Below are 12,790 nucleotides of genomic sequence, written 5' to 3'. Positions count from 1 at the left end.
CTGTATTATGTAAATATAAGAGCAGTCCACGCGCCCCCGAGGATCCGCGAAACTGGACAGCGCGGCGGCACCGGCTTAGGCAGGCCCTGTCGCATCACGGAGGAAGACATGCGCTCGTTGCTCATCCTGAACGGTCCCAACCTGAACATGCTGGGCACGCGGCAGCCCGAGATCTACGGGCACACGACCCTGTCGGATGTCGAGGCGATGTGCCGGGCGCATGGCGAGAAGATCGGCGTCTCGGTCACCTGCGCGCAGTCCAACCACGAGGGCGAGCTGGTCACGCTGATCCAGCAGTCGCGCGGCACCCATGACGGGATCGTCTTCAATGCCGGCGCCTACACCCATACCTCGGTCGCGCTGCGCGACGCGATCTCGGCGGCCGAGGCGAAAGTTGTCGAACTGCACGTCTCGAATGTTCACGCGCGCGAGACTTTCAGGCATTATTCCCATATTGCCCCGGTGGCGGTCGGCGTGATCGCCGGATTCGGCACCGCAGGTTACGTGCTGGCCATGGATGCCCTGCTGACCTTTCTGGAGACTGCGCGCCGTGAATGACGACCTCAGGGACTATCTGATCGAGCTGACCAATGCCGACACTGTCGAGGACCTCTGGTCACGGCATTGCGCCAAGATGGCCGAGTACGGGTTCGACCGGCTGATCTACGGGTTCACCCGCTTCCTGACCGAGACCTCCTTCGGCGATCCCAATGATTTCGTCGTGCTGACCAACCACACGCCGGCCTATCGCAAGGGCTTTGTCGAGGATGGCCATTACCGGCACGCGCCCATGGTCCGCTGGGCGCTGGAGAACGAGGGACATTGCAGCTGGGGCGTGCTGGCCGAGCAGATCAACCAGGGCACGCTGGATCCAAAGGCGCAGAAGGTCGTGGCCTTCAACCTGCAGCACAAGGTGCATGCCGGCTACACGATCAGTTTCAAGTCGGTGTCGCACCGGGCCAAGGGCGCGATCTCGCTGACCACGCGGGCCGAGCTGACGCAGGCGGATGCGGATGCGATCTGGGCCGAGCACGGGCAGGACATCGTGCTGCTGAACAACCTCGTGCATCTCAAGATTCTGACCCTGCCCGTTCCGCTGCCCAACCAGAACCTGACGCCGCGCCAGCGCGAGGCGCTGGAATGGGTCGGCGACGGCAAGACGATGCAGGACATCGCGCAGATCATGGGGCTGACCCAGGCGACGATCGAGAAGCACCTCCGCCTCGCCCGCGACACGCTGAATGTCGAGACGACGGCGCAGGCCGTCGCCAAGGCGGCCTTTCACAACCAGATGTACATCATCCCGTCGTGAACAGTTTCGGATTTCGGGAATTTCAGTTTCGGGACTCGTGAATCCGCGGGCGGCCCGGCGGCTGCATTCCTGACCTTTTGGACAAAACCGGGCGTGCCGGCGCAAGATACTGACTTGCAAGGGCTTTCATCGCTGCGACAGGCCCGGAGCAGCGTGAACCCCACGTGAAAACCCGGAAAAAATGAACCGGTCCGGAAATCCGTACTTTTGTTCCCACAGGTAAATTGCCATTGTACTTTTGTTCCGTGAGTGGTGGCTTTGGCCATGGAACATGAGGGGGCCAACCCGTGCCGATTTCCGGGCCCTGGTTCTCTCCCGGCATCGCCGGAGCTGGACCGGTGGGGCAATTTCCGTCCTGCCGGCCAGCACCCCATCGGGGCCCTCGGTCTCATCCCCAATGTCTTTTCGGGGGCCCCGAACCCACCACCCGGCGCCACACTGTCCGACCTGCCGGGGCCCATGTGCCGGACATGAAAAACGGCGCGAGGCCCCTGCCCCTCGCCGCCTGTTCGTTTCGCGAAGGTGGCCGTGTCAGCCCTGAACGGCCTTGGCCACCTCGGCGGCGAAATCCTCGGCTTCCTTCTCGATGCCTTCGCCGACCTGCAGGCGGACGAAGCCGACGATCTCGGCGCCGGCATCCTTGGCGGCCTGCTCGACGGTCTTGTCGGTGTCCAGCGCGAATTGCTGGCCCAGCAGGGTCACCTCGGCGAGGAACTTCTTCATGCGGCCGACGATCATCTTCTCGATGACATTGTCGGGCTTGCCGGATTCCTTGGCGATGTCGATCTGGACCTGACGCTCCTTCTCGACCACGGCCGGGTCAAGCTCGGCCTCGTTCAGCGCGGCCGGGTTGGCGGCGGCGATGTGCATCGCGACCTGGCGGCCGAACTCTTCCGAGCCACCCTTGAGCGCGACCAGCACGCCGATCTGGCCCATGTTGGGCGCGGCGGCATTGTGCACGTAGGAGGACACGACATCGCCCTCGGCCGACGCCATGCGGCGCAGCGACATATTCTCGCCGATCGTGGCGATCTTGTCGGTGATCACATCGGTGACCGGCTTGCCGTCGACCTCGGCGGATTTCAGCGCCTCGACATCCGAGACGTTCAGCGCGGCGGTCGCGATCTTGCCGACCATGTCCTGGAAATCGGCGTTCTTGGCAACGAAGTCGGTTTCCGAGTTGATCTCGACCGCGACACCCTTGCCGCCTTCGACCTTGACCGCCACGAGCCCCTCGGCCGCGGTGCGGCCCGACTTCTTGGCGGCCTTGGCCAGGCCCTTGGTGCGCAGCCAGTCGACGGCGGCATCCATGTCGCCCTCGGTCTCGACCAGCGCCTTCTTGGCGTCCATCATGCCTGCGCCGGTCATCTCGCGCAGCTCTTTCACCTGTTTTGCAGTGATCGCCATCTCTCGGCTCTCCTCATCATCGGTTGCGAGGTCCGGGCGGCCCTCGGCCACCCGCTCATGTCACGCAGATATGTCGCTGGTGCGACAGCCCGGATCAGCTTGCGCCGTCCTGTGCGCCGGCCAGCAGTTCCTCGGTCGGGGCGTCCTCGAGCGCGCCAAGGTCGACACCGGCGGCTTCCATCTGGCCGGTCATGCCGTCCAGCGCGGCGCGGCTGACGAGGTCGCAGTAGAGCGCGATGGCGCGGGCGGCGTCGTCATTGCCGGGGATGATGTAGTCGATCCCCTCGGGCGAGCAGTTGGTGTCGACCACGGCGACGACCGGGATGCCCAGCTTGTTCGCCTCGGCCACGGCCAGCGCCTCTTTCTTGACGTCGATCACGAAGAGCATGTCCGGCACGCCGCCCATTTCGCGGATGCCGCCCAGCGACGCCTGCAGCTTGCCCTGGTCGCGCTCCATGTTGAGGCGCTCTTTCTTGGTCAGGCCCTCGGCGCCGGCTTCCATCTGCTCGTCGATCGAGCGCAGGCGGTTGATCGATTTCGAGACGGTCTGCCAGTTGGTCAGCGTGCCGCCCAGCCAGCGGTGGTTCATGTAGTACTGGGCGCATTTCTCGGCCGCCTCGGCGATCGGCTGCGCGGCCTGGCGCTTGGTGCCGACAAAGAGCACGCGGCCGTTCTTGGCAACGCATTCGCGAATCGCGTTCAGCGCCGCGTCCAGCATCGGGACGGTCTGGGTCAGGTCGACGATGTGGATGCCGTTGCGCGCACCGTAGATGAACTCGCCCATGCGGGGGTTCCAGCGCTGCGTCTGGTGGCCGAAGTGAACGCCGGCTTCAAGCAGCTGGCGCATGGTGAACTCGGGAAGAGCCATGCTTTCTTTCCTTTCCGGTTTCATGCCTTGGCGGGGAATCAAGCCTGTCTGCTCAACCGGTGGACCCCTGGGGCTGTCTGTCCAGAGGGCCCGCCCCCGCCTGCGGGATACGTGGGGGCGCCATTAACGCGGATCGCCGAGGTGCGCAAGACCCAATGGCGTTGCGGTGCTGCGCGGCTTGGGTTACATCACTTGTATATACAGATGAAAGAGGACACCTGTTCATGACGGATCTGCTGGATGTGCGCGGCGTGGGCCCCGCGATGGCCCGGTCCCTGCGCGAGCTGGGCATCACCAACGCGGCCGATCTGGCCACGCGCCCACCCGAGGACCTGCTATCCGTGCCGCGGGTGCAGCTGTCGCGCGCGCGCATGCTGATCGCCGCGGCGCAGGAGCAGATCGCCGCCGCCGAGGCCGCCCTGTCCGAGCTTCCCGCACCGCCACCCGCAGAAACCCTGCCCGAACCTGTTCAACCGGAGCCTGTCGAAGCGGCCGGGGAAGAGGTCGCGGCCCCGGCGGAGGCGCCTGTGAAGACGACGGCGGGCAAGACGAAAAAGAAAAAGACGGCGAAATCCAAGAAGGCCAAACCGTCGAAGAAGAAGAAGGAGAAAGCGGCCAAGGCCGAGACCTCCAAGACCTCGAAAAAATCGAAGAAAGAGAAGAAGGCAGCCAAGGGCGACAAGGCTGCCAAACCTGCCTCCGAAAAGAAGGCCGCCAAGAAGAAGGGCAAGAAAAAGAAGAAATCCTAGCCGCTCAGAGGGCGCTGCTGATCGCAAGTCCGGCGCCCGCGGCGGCGATGGCCAGCAGACCCGGCACCACGACGAAGCGGCGATAGGCGTGCAGCCGGTCGACGAAGCTGGCCGAGAGCAGGCACAGCACCGAAAGCCCCGCCAGCGGCCAGAGCCAGAGCGCCAGCCCGAGCTGGGTCTGCGGCAGGCCCACGCCGTAGAGCCACCAGCCCGCCGCTGCGAAGGCGACCGCCAGCGCGGCATAGACCCCCTGCCCTCGGCGCACCGGCACGCGCCCCGCATCCACGCGCTGCGCCAGCGCCACCATGGCAAAGGCGAGGCCGAGAACCAGCAGCTGCGCAAGGATCACGCCCAGGGCAAAACCCGCCAGCGCAAGGCTGGTCCCGGAGCCCGGCAGGCCAAAGGCTCGCAAGGCAGCGGCAAGCCCCAGCCCGTGCAGCAGACCGAACCCGGCCACCAGTGCCGGCCGTCCGCGATGCCCCCCGGGCACGAGGATGCCCTCCAAAGCGACATAGACGACCGAGGCGGCGATCAGCGGGGCCAGAAAGCTGGCGGGCGGCGTCAAGATGCCCAAGGTGCCGGCAATCAGCGCGGGCAGAAGCCCCAGCGTGAAAGCGGCCTGCTGCGTGGCCAGCGGCACCGGCCGGCTCGACAGGAAGAACAGCGCCAGCACGAACAGCACATGCGCGGGCCCCAGCGGCGCGAAGAACACCATGCCCGCAAGCAGGTAGGTGCCCGCGATTCCCAAGAGGCTGTCCGAGGGGATCTCGATCGGGTCCGAGGTGCCGCCGGTCAGGTAGCCGGTATAGCCCTGCTCCATGTCCATCTGGCGCAGGATCAACGTACCGAATTCGGCCGGCCAGCTGATCTGCAGCGTCTCGGCCCGGGGCGGCAGTGCGCCGGCCAGCAGCACGGCGGTCTCGCGCGGCAGCTCGACATTGCCGACGGGCGGCACGGTGATCTCGCTCACCGCCATGTCCAGCGGCGCACCGTCGGCGCGGATGTTCATGCCCGCCAGGATGCGGGGCATCTCGTCACGCAGCTGCGCCGCAAGCGTCTCGGGCGGCAAGGCACGCAGCGCATCCACGCGCTCGGCCCCCTCGGTGCTGTTGGTGTCCTGCACACCTTCCAGGTCGATGCCCGCCACGATGGGCTCGGCGCTCAGCCGCATCTCCATCTGCAGCCGGCCGCCCTCGGTGATGAAATCGGCGACCGCGGACTGCACCTCATGCGCCTGCGCCGCCGCGGCGGAGAGCGCGAACAGAAGAGCCGAGACGAGAGAGCGGATCATGGGGGACCTTCCTTCCTGCGCGGCAAGGTGACGCAAGAACGCGCGGATTCAAGCGCAAACCACGGCAATCACACGCAAACGCCCCCGAACCCAAGGCGGGCCGGGGGCGCATGGGCGCGTGTCGGGGCGGGCTCAGTCGGCGGCGGCCACGGCGCGCTTGGTCATCACGCCCACCAGATGCGCGCGGTAGGCGGCCGAGCCATGCAGGTCGGCGATCATGTTGTCGGCGGGCACCGACAGCCCCTCGACCGCGTCGGGCGCGAAATTGGCCGAGAGCGCCTCTTCGGCGGCGCTCCAACGGTGCACCCCGTCATTCGAGGCACCGGTCACCGCGACGCGCACGCCGTCGGCGTATTTCGCCACGAAGACGCCGACCAGCGCAAAGCGCGAGGCGGGCTGTTCGAACTTCATGTAGGCGGCCTTTTCGGGGATCGGGAAGCGGACCGCGGTGACGATCTCGCCCTCTTCCAGCGCGGTGGTGAACATGCCCTGGAAGAACTCGTCGGCCGCGATCTCGCGCGTGTTGGTCACGATGGTCGCGCCCGATCCCAGCGCCGCGGCCGGGTAGCAGGCCGAGGGGTCATTGTTGGCGATGCTGCCGCCGATCGTGCCGCGGTTGCGCACGGCCGGGTCGCCGATATTGGCCGCCAGCGCGGCGAGGCCCGGGTAGTCGCCGCCCTCGCGCGCCACGGTGGCATGGGTGGTGGCGCCCTTGATCTCCATCACGCCGTCGCTGACCGACAGGCCCTTGAGCTCGTCGATGCCGCTGAGGCTGACCAGGACCGAGGGCATGGCGAGGCGCTGCTTGAGCGTCGGGATCAGCGTCTGGCCGCCGGACAGCGCCTGCGCGTCCTCCTGCCCCAGCGCCGCGACGGCATCGGCCACGCTGGTCGGCCGTACCATGTCGAATGAATACATCTCGTCTCTCCTGTTGTTCCCGTTCATGGCGCGAGGCCCTGCCCCGCGCACGGATGCCCCCTCCCCATGACGGGAAGAGGGCCGGGCTGTGTTCAGCCGTGCATCGCCGCCCAGACGCGTCCGGGCGAGACGGGCATGTCGATATGGGTCACCTGCGTGTGGCCGCCGGAATGCAGCGCGTCGATCACCGCGTTGACCACCGCCGGCGGCGAGCCGATCGCCCCGGCCTCGCCGCAGCCCTTCACCCCCAGCGGGTTGTGCGTACAGGGCGTGGCACAGGAATGGTCGACCGCGTAGAACGGCACATCATCGGCGCGCGGCATGGCGTAATCCATGTAGGAGGCCGACAGAAGCTGGCCGTCCTCGTCATAGGAACAGGTCTCGAGCAGCGCCTGCCCGATGCCCTGGGCCAGCCCGCCATGCACCTGCCCCTCGACGATCATCGGGTTGACCACGTTGCCGAAATCATCCGCCGCGGCAAAGCGTTCGATCGTGACCTTTCCGGTCTCGGGGTCCAGCTCGACCTCGCAGGCATAGGCGCCGGCGGGATAGGTGAAGTTGGACGGATCGTAGAAGGCGGTCTCTTCCAGCCCCGGCTCGATATCCTCGAGCGGGTAGTTGTGCGGCACGTAGGCGGCCAGCGTCACGTCACCCCAGGCCACCGACTTGTCGGTGCCGGCCACGGTGAACTGGCCGTCCTTCAGCTCGATATCGGCCTCGGAGGCCTCGAGCAGGTGGCCCGCGATCTTCTTGGCCTTGTTGATGATCTTCTCGGTCGCGCGCACCATGGCCGAGCCGCAGACCGCAAGGCTGCGCGAGCCGTAGGTGCCCATGCCGAAGGGGATCTTGGAGCTGTCGCCATGCACGATGTCGATCATCGATTCGTCGATGCCCAGCATCTCGGCCACGACCTGCGGGAAGGCGGTCTCGTGCCCCTGCCCGTGGGAATGCGCGCCGACCATGACGCTGATCGAGCCGGTGGCATTCACCCGCACGGTGGCCGCGTCATAGAGGCCCGCGCGCGCCCCCAGCTGCCCGACGAGGTTCGACGGCGCGATGCCGCAGGCCTCGATATAGCAGTTGATGCCGAGGCCCCGCAGCTTGCCCTTGGCCTCGCTCTCCTTGCGGCGCGCGTCGAAGCCCGCGCGGTCGATCATCTCTTCCAGCTTGTCCATGGTCGCCACGTAATCGCCCGTGTCATAGGCCACGGCGACCGGGGTCTCGTAGGGGAAGCTGGTGATGAAGTTCTGCCGGCGCAGCGCGATCGGATCGACACCCAGCTCACGCGCGGCCTTGTCGACCAGGCGTTCCAGCTGGAAGGTCGCCTCGGGGCGCCCGGCCCCGCGATAGGCATCCACCGGCACGGTGTTGGTGAAGACCGCCTTGACGTTCACCTGGATGGCCGGGGTCTTGTAATTGCCCGCCATCAGCGTGCCGTGCAGCCAGGTCGGCACCGACGAGGAGAAGGTCGACAGGTAGGCGCCCATATTGGCCAGCGTGTCGGTGCGCAGCCCGATGAAATTGTTCTCGGCATCGAGCGCCAGCTCGATCTTCGTCACGTGATCGCGGCCATGGGCGTCGGACATGAAGGCCTCGGAGCGGGTCGAGGTCCACTTGACTGGCCGGTTGATCTGGCGCGCCGCGAAGGTGCAGAACGCCTCCTCGGCATAGTGAAAGATCTTGGTGCCGAAACCGCCCCCCACATCGGGCGCCACCACGCGCAGCTTGTGCTCGGGGATGCCCAGCACGAAGGCCCCCATCAGCAGCCGGATCACATGCGGGTTCTGGCTGGTGGTGTAGAGCGTGCTCTCGTCATTGGCGCGGCTGTAATCGCCCAGGGCGACGCGCGGCTCCATCGGGTTGGCCACGAGCCGGTTGTTCACCAGCTCCAACGTGGTGACATGCGCCGCCTTCTCGAAGGCCGCGTCCACATCGGCCTGGTCCGAGCCGAACTGCCAGTCGTAGCAGAGATTGTCGGACAAATCGTCATGCACCTTGGGGGCGCCCTCGGCCAAGGCGGCCTTCATGTTCACCGCCGCGGGCAGTTCCTCGATATCCACCTCGATGGCCTCGGCGGCATTGCGCGCCTCCTCGAGGCTCTCGGCCACGACGGCGGCGATCGGGTCGCCCACATGGCGCACCTTGCCCTGCGCCAGCACCGGGTGAGCGGGCTCCTTCATCGGCTCGCCATGCTTGTCGGTCACCTGCCAGCCGCAGGGCAGCCCGCCGATGCCGTCGAAATCGGCCCCGGTGAAGATGCGCACCACGCCCGGCATGGCGCTGGCCACCTCGGTGTTCACGCTGTTGATCCTGCCATGCGCCACGTCGGAGCGCAGGAAATGCACGTAGGTCTGCCCGTAGACGTTGATGTCATCCGTGTACTGACCGGCCCCGGTCAGGAAGCGCACGTCCTCGCGCCGCTTCGGGCTTGCGCCGATGCCATGATCCTTCGGCATGTCTTTCTCCTCCCTGCAGGTCGGGCTGCGCCGCCTGCCCTCGTCATTGCAGGGCCGGACCATACCGGCCCCGTCTTCGAGACATCCGGCCCGGCCTGCCGCCCTCTCCCGCGGCGGGCCGGCCGGTCAGTGGGGCGGCGCTACTCTGCCGCGATGGCCGAGACGTCCTGGCCGCTGGCCGCCATGATCGCCTTGACGATGTTGTGATAGCCGGTGCAGCGGCAGATATTGCCCTCGAGATAGTCGCGGATCTCGTGCTCGGTCGGCCTGGGGTTGTCGCGCAGGAGCGCCGCGGCGGTCATCACCATGCCCGGCGTGCAGAAGCCGCATTGCAGCCCGTGATGGTCCTGGAAGGCCTGCTGGATCACGTTCAGCGAGCCGTCGGCATTGGCCATGCCCTCGATCGTGGTGACCTCGGCCCCCTCGGCCTCGGCGGCGAACATGGTGCAGGCCTTCACGTCCGCCCCGTTCACATGGATCACGCAGGCGCCGCACTGGCTGGTGTCGCAGCCCACATGGGTGCCGGTCAGGCGCAGCTCCTCGCGCAGGAACTCGGTCATCAGCGTGTTGCCCCTGACCGACCGGGTGACGGGCTTGCCGTTCACCGTCATCGTCACGTCTGTCATCATTTCCCTCCTTGAAATCCTGTCAGGCCGGGCCCGCATGGTGGCGGGCCGGCCGGGTGTCCTGTTCGGCCGGGCTCAGCCCGAGACCATGCGCTTGAACCAGCCCTTCTTGTGGCCGTCGCCGCTCTCGACCTCCGGAGCCTCCTCTGGGTCCGAGGGCCCCTCGATCGCGTCCTGGAAGTTCTGGAAGAACTGGTCGGCCATCTTCTTGGCGAAGCCGTCGATGATGCGGCTGCCCAGCTGCGCCAGCTTGCCACCCACCTTGGCCTCGACCTCGTAGGACAAGAGCGTGCCCTCCTCGACCTCGGTCAGGGTCACGTCGGCGCCGCCCTTGGCGAAGCCGGCAGCCCCGCCCTTGCCCTCACCCGACAGTCGCAGCTTTTCGGGCTTGTCCATCTCGGAAAGCGTGACATGGCCCTTGAAGGTGGCCTTCACCGGGCCGACCTTCTGCACCACCACGGCATCGAACCCGTCCTCGGGCGTGCCGGTCAACTCGGTGCAGCCCGGCACGCAGGCCTTGAGCACCTCGGGATCGAGGATGGCCTGCCAGACCATGTCGCGCGGGGCCTGGATGGTACGGGAATCGCTCATCTGCATGGGTCATGTCCTCACTTTCGGCGCCAGACTAGGCGCAGGGCCCGCGCAGGGCAAACCGGTGGAGCCCCGCGACATGCCAGGGGCTGACAGCCGACACCCCTGCCCCGCGGTCCGGGCCGGGGGCGCGCAAGAATTTTCGAAAATTCTTGCAAATTTCTTCGAAGAAATTTGTCCGCCAGGTCACGACCGCGCTCCTCCACTCGACCCTCAGTCTGCCGAGAAAACGCGGCGCGTCAAGGCCTTGTCACGGGGCGGCACGACCGGGCCGGCGCGACGGTCCAAGCCGCTTCGAAGCGGCTTGGGCGCTTTTGGTGCCGGTCAGCCCAGCGCGTAGCCGGCGCCGCGCACGGTGCGCAGCGGATCGGTGCCGCCATGCTGGCAGAGCGCCTTGCGCAGCCGGCCGATATGGACATCCACGGTGCGCGTGTCGACATAGATGTCGCGCCCCCAGACCCGGTCGAGCAGCTGTTCGCGCGACCAGACGCGGCCGGGCTTTTCCATGAAGGTGGTCAGCAGGCGGAACTCGGTCGGGCCCAGTTTCAGCGCGCTGCCCGCGCGGGTCACGCGGTGGGTCTCGCTGTCCAGCACGATGTCCTCGTATTCCAGTCGCAGCCCTGCCGCGGCCGGGCGCGCGCGGCGCAGCTGCGCGCGCACCCGGGCCATCAGCTCGACCACCGAGTAGGGCTTGACCACGTAGTCATCGGCGCCGGTCTCCAGCCCGCGCACGCGGTCCACCTCTTCCGAGCGGGCCGAGAGCATGATGATGGGCACGTTGCGTGTCTCGGGCCGGGTCTTGATCTGCCGGCAGACCTCGATCCCCGAGACATTGGGCAGCATCCAGTCCAGCACGATGATGTCGGGGTTTTCCTCGTCGATGAGAACCAACGCCTCCTCGCCGTTCTCGGCGCGGGCGACGCGGAATCCCTCGGCCTCGAGATTGTAGCTCAGGACCTCGCGTTGCGCGGCCTCGTCCTCGACCACGAGCACCGTGGGCTGGTCTGCGGGCATCGTGTCACTCTCCGTCCTGGTCGAGCTCGGGGCTCAGCCGTGCATCCGAGGAGGTGCGATCCTCCTTGACGCGGGCCTCCTCCGGCTTGCGCCCGGAGGTCAGGAAGACCACCTGCTCGGAGATCGCGGTGACGTGGTCGCCCATGCGCTCGATGTTCTTGGCGATGAAATGCAGGTGCATGCAGGCGGTGATGTTGCGCGGATCCTCGAGCATGAAGGTCAGGAACTCGCGGAACAGCGTGTTGTACATCTGGTCCACGTCGCGGTCGCGCTCGATCACGTCGAGGGCCAGCGCCTCGTCGCGCTGGATATAGGCGTCGAGCGCGTCCGAGAGCATCAGCTCGACCTCGCGCGCCATGCGGCGCAGCGAGGCGGCCGTGCTGCCGATGGGCTGCATCTGGATCAGCACGCCGGTGCGCTTGGCGATGTTCTTGCTGAGATCGCCGATGCGTTCGAGGTTCGATGACATGCGCATGACCGACAGCACCACGCGCAGGTCGGTCGCGGTCGGCGCGCGCAGCGCGATGACGCGGGCGGCCTCCTCGTTCAGCGCCTCCTCCAGCGCGTCGATGGCCGCGTCCCCGCGGCGCACCTTCTGGGCCAGTTCCTCGTCGCGGGTCTCGAGCGAGGTGGCGGCCTGCATGATGGCGACCTCGGCCAGCCCGCCCATCTTCATGATCTGGGCCTGGATGCCTTCGAGGTCGCGGTCGAAGGCACTTGCGATGTGGTTGGTGAGTTCGTCGCTCATGTCAGCCGATCCGTCCGGTGATGTAGCTTTCGGTGCGGGTGTCCTCGGGATTGGTGAAGATCTTGCCGGTCTCGCCGTATTCCACCAGATGGCCGAGGTGGAAGAAGGCGGTCTTCTGGCTGACCCGGGCGGCCTGCTGCATGGAGTGCGTGACGATCACGACCGAGTAGTTCTGCTTGAGCTCGTCGATCAGCTCTTCGACCTGCGCGGTGGCGATCGGGTCGAGCGCCGAGCAGGGCTCGTCCATCAGCAACACCTCGGGTTCGGTGGCCACGGCGCGGGCGATGCACAGGCGCTGCTGCTGGCCGCCGGACAGGCCGGTGCCGGGCGCGTGCAGCCGGTCCTTGACCTCGTCCCAGATGGCGCCGCGGCGCAGCGCCTTCTCGACGATCTCGTCGAGATCGGCCTTGTTCTTGGCCAGCCCGTGGATCTTGGGCCCGTAGGCGATGTTGTCGTAGATCGACTTGGGGAACGGGTTGGGCTTCTGGAAGACCATGCCCACCTTGGCGCGCAGCTGGACCGGGTCGACGCGCTTGTCGTAGATGTCCTCGCCGTCGATCTGGATGTCGCCCTCGACGCGGCAGATGTCGATCGTGTCGTTCATCCGGTTGATGCAGCGCAGGAAGGTGGACTTGCCGCAGCCCGACGGGCCGATGAAGGCGGTCACGGTCTTGTCCTCGATGTCGACATCCACGTCCTTGATGGCATGGGTGTCGCCGTAATAGACCTGCACCTTGCGTGCGGCGATCTTGATGTCGTTCTGTGTCACGTGCAATTCCGTATTCGGTGCGTCGTACATGGGTGAGTTCC

13 protein-coding genes are annotated in these 12,790 nt (G+C 66.7%); 3 read left to right on the top strand and 10 right to left on the bottom strand.

Going from position 1 to position 12,790, the window contains the following annotated elements:
* The first annotated feature begins 108 nt into the window (after window positions 1–108).
* Both aroQ and AVJ23_RS07860 read left to right on the top strand, forming a co-directional pair.
* The gene (gene aroQ, locus AVJ23_RS07865; protein WP_058861603.1) at window positions 109–558 is read left to right on the top strand and encodes a type II 3-dehydroquinate dehydratase; all 450 of its coding nucleotides are present in this window, start codon (window positions 109–111) and stop codon (window positions 556–558) included.
* Complete coding sequence (locus AVJ23_RS07860; RefSeq protein ID WP_058861602.1) at window positions 551–1,312, top strand: helix-turn-helix transcriptional regulator; 762 nt, start codon at window positions 551–553, stop codon at window positions 1,310–1,312. The genes aroQ and AVJ23_RS07860 overlap by 8 nt, the downstream gene beginning before the upstream one ends.
* A gap of 531 nt (window positions 1,313–1,843) precedes the next feature.
* On the opposite strand, the gene tsf is transcribed toward AVJ23_RS07860, so the two are convergent.
* Together tsf and rpsB are read right to left on the bottom strand one after the other, a co-directional pair.
* The gene (gene tsf / locus AVJ23_RS07855) at window positions 1,844–2,719 is read right to left on the bottom strand and encodes a translation elongation factor Ts (RefSeq protein WP_058861646.1); all 876 of its coding nucleotides are present in this window, start codon (window positions 2,717–2,719) and stop codon (window positions 1,844–1,846) included.
* 94 nt (window positions 2,720–2,813) lie between these two features.
* Window positions 2,814–3,587: a 30S ribosomal protein S2 gene (gene rpsB / locus AVJ23_RS07850; RefSeq protein WP_058861601.1), complete on the bottom strand. Its 774-nt coding sequence runs from the start codon at window positions 3,585–3,587 to the stop codon at window positions 2,814–2,816.
* Window positions 3,588–3,742: 155 nt separating this feature from the next.
* Between rpsB and AVJ23_RS23315 the strand changes: the two genes are divergently transcribed.
* Window positions 3,743–4,336, top strand: coding sequence for a helix-hairpin-helix domain-containing protein (locus tag AVJ23_RS23315; protein ID WP_084794371.1), 594 nt, complete (start codon window positions 3,743–3,745; stop codon window positions 4,334–4,336).
* Between the two features lie 4 nt (window positions 4,337–4,340).
* Here AVJ23_RS23315 and AVJ23_RS07840 read toward each other — a convergent pair whose 3' ends face one another.
* From AVJ23_RS07840 to pstB, 8 genes are all read right to left on the bottom strand, one after another.
* The gene (locus AVJ23_RS07840) at window positions 4,341–5,627 is read right to left on the bottom strand and encodes a HupE/UreJ family protein (RefSeq protein ID WP_058861599.1); all 1,287 of its coding nucleotides are present in this window, start codon (window positions 5,625–5,627) and stop codon (window positions 4,341–4,343) included.
* A gap of 132 nt (window positions 5,628–5,759) precedes the next feature.
* Window positions 5,760–6,545: an FAD binding domain-containing protein gene (locus tag AVJ23_RS07835; protein WP_058861598.1), complete on the bottom strand. Its 786-nt coding sequence runs from the start codon at window positions 6,543–6,545 to the stop codon at window positions 5,760–5,762.
* 92 nt (window positions 6,546–6,637) lie between these two features.
* The gene (locus AVJ23_RS07830; protein WP_058861597.1) at window positions 6,638–9,001 is read right to left on the bottom strand and encodes a xanthine dehydrogenase family protein molybdopterin-binding subunit; all 2,364 of its coding nucleotides are present in this window, start codon (window positions 8,999–9,001) and stop codon (window positions 6,638–6,640) included.
* 140 nt (window positions 9,002–9,141) lie between these two features.
* On the bottom strand, window positions 9,142–9,627 hold the full coding sequence (locus AVJ23_RS07825; RefSeq protein ID WP_058861645.1) for a (2Fe-2S)-binding protein: 486 nt from the start codon (window positions 9,625–9,627) through the stop codon (window positions 9,142–9,144).
* A gap of 75 nt (window positions 9,628–9,702) precedes the next feature.
* Window positions 9,703–10,224, bottom strand: coding sequence for an SRPBCC family protein (locus AVJ23_RS07820; RefSeq protein ID WP_058861596.1), 522 nt, complete (start codon window positions 10,222–10,224; stop codon window positions 9,703–9,705).
* 318 nt (window positions 10,225–10,542) lie between these two features.
* Window positions 10,543–11,232, bottom strand: a complete 690-nt coding sequence (gene phoB / locus AVJ23_RS07815) for a phosphate regulon transcriptional regulator PhoB (protein WP_058861595.1) — start codon at window positions 11,230–11,232, stop codon at window positions 10,543–10,545.
* Between the two features lie 4 nt (window positions 11,233–11,236).
* Complete coding sequence (gene phoU, locus AVJ23_RS07810) at window positions 11,237–11,980, bottom strand: phosphate signaling complex protein PhoU (RefSeq protein WP_058861594.1); 744 nt, start codon at window positions 11,978–11,980, stop codon at window positions 11,237–11,239.
* Between the two features lies 1 nt (window position 11,981).
* Window positions 11,982–12,779 (bottom strand): phosphate ABC transporter ATP-binding protein PstB, encoded by a 798-nt coding sequence (pstB, locus tag AVJ23_RS07805; RefSeq protein WP_058861593.1) that lies wholly within the window; start codon window positions 12,777–12,779, stop codon window positions 11,982–11,984.
* Window positions 12,780–12,790 lie beyond the last annotated feature (11 nt).

The organism is Pseudoponticoccus marisrubri (assembly GCF_001482405.1).
In the GTDB taxonomy this organism is placed as follows: Bacteria; Pseudomonadota; Alphaproteobacteria; order Rhodobacterales; family Rhodobacteraceae; genus Pseudoponticoccus; species Pseudoponticoccus marisrubri.
The sequence above is the reverse complement of the archived record's forward strand: the minus strand, read 5'-3'. Positions and strand labels throughout refer to the sequence as shown.

Coding starts and splice junctions, on each gene's coding strand:
- aroQ (WP_058861603.1), top strand. CDS start 109: ATGCGCTCGTTGCTCATCCTGAACGGTCCCAACCTGAACATGCTGGGC.
- tsf (WP_058861646.1), bottom strand. CDS start 2,719: ATGGCGATCACTGCAAAACAGGTGAAAGAGCTGCGCGAGATGACCGGC.
- rpsB (WP_058861601.1), bottom strand. CDS start 3,587: ATGGCTCTTCCCGAGTTCACCATGCGCCAGCTGCTTGAAGCCGGCGTT.
- AVJ23_RS23315 (WP_084794371.1), top strand. CDS start 3,743: ATGGCGTTGCGGTGCTGCGCGGCTTGGGTTACATCACTTGTATATACA.
- AVJ23_RS07840 (WP_058861599.1), bottom strand. CDS start 5,627: ATGATCCGCTCTCTCGTCTCGGCTCTTCTGTTCGCGCTCTCCGCCGCG.
- AVJ23_RS07835 (WP_058861598.1), bottom strand. CDS start 6,545: ATGTATTCATTCGACATGGTACGGCCGACCAGCGTGGCCGATGCCGTC.
- AVJ23_RS07830 (WP_058861597.1), bottom strand. CDS start 9,001: ATGCCGAAGGATCATGGCATCGGCGCAAGCCCGAAGCGGCGCGAGGAC.
- AVJ23_RS07825 (WP_058861645.1), bottom strand. CDS start 9,627: ATGACAGACGTGACGATGACGGTGAACGGCAAGCCCGTCACCCGGTCG.
- AVJ23_RS07820 (WP_058861596.1), bottom strand. CDS start 10,224: ATGCAGATGAGCGATTCCCGTACCATCCAGGCCCCGCGCGACATGGTC.
- phoB (WP_058861595.1), bottom strand. CDS start 11,232: ATGCCCGCAGACCAGCCCACGGTGCTCGTGGTCGAGGACGAGGCCGCG.
- phoU (WP_058861594.1), bottom strand. CDS start 11,980: ATGAGCGACGAACTCACCAACCACATCGCAAGTGCCTTCGACCGCGAC.
- pstB (WP_058861593.1), bottom strand. CDS start 12,779: ATGTACGACGCACCGAATACGGAATTGCACGTGACACAGAACGACATC.